The following is a 607-nucleotide window of genomic DNA, read 5'->3' as shown; positions in this document are numbered from 1 at the left end:
GGCATCTCTCGATTAGCTAAACAATATGGCGTTAGCGGGCATACTGTGCAGGATTGGGCCCGTGCTTATCAACACGATGGGATGGCAGGATTGGAAGAGTCTCACACTTGGCGCCGTTACTCCCCAGAACTAAAGTGTCAAGCCTGTCAGGATTATTTATCAGGGAAATATAGCGTTTACGAGTGTTGTGATCGTTACAATATTTCGAGTCACAGTGTGTTACGAAGATGGCTGAAACGATATACTAGTGGTAAAACCTTTACGGAGAAATCAGGAGGTTCTACCCGGATGAAAGCCAAACGCAAAGTTACTCAAGCTGAACGAGAAGCAGTCGTTACCTATGCCCTCGAACATGGCAAAAACTATCAAGCCACCGCTGACAAGTTTGATGTCTCGTACCACCAGGTCTACAACTGGGTCCGGAAGTTTGAGAAGGACGGTAGCAGTGGCTTAGTTGACCGTCGAGGTCAACGAAAGAAGCAACTTGAGCCGGCAAAAGAGTTAACTGAAGTAGAACGCTTGAAGTTAGAAAATGAACGGCTCAAGCATGAGAAACTGTTGTTAGAAGCGGAGAACTTCATTCTAAAAAAAGTGGGTGCCCTGAGGG

General features: G+C 46.5%; 1 protein-coding gene and 1 pseudogene. Both read left to right on the top strand.

From position 1 onward, the window contains the following. Window positions 1-81 precede the first annotated feature (81 nt). Window positions 82-252: pseudogene (locus tag CXQ94_RS23890) on the top strand (transposase); the annotation flags it as partial. 36 nt (window positions 253-288) lie between these two features. Beyond that, the coding region (locus tag CXQ94_RS23240) for a helix-turn-helix domain-containing protein (RefSeq protein WP_258067313.1) at window positions 289-607 on the top strand (319 nt) is incomplete at its 3' end.

The organism is Arthrobacter sp. GMC3, from assembly GCF_002929305.1.
Taxonomy (GTDB): domain Bacteria; phylum Actinomycetota; class Actinomycetes; order Actinomycetales; family Micrococcaceae; genus Specibacter.
Note: the sequence above shows the minus strand (reverse complement) of the source record. Positions and strands in the feature narration are given on the sequence as shown.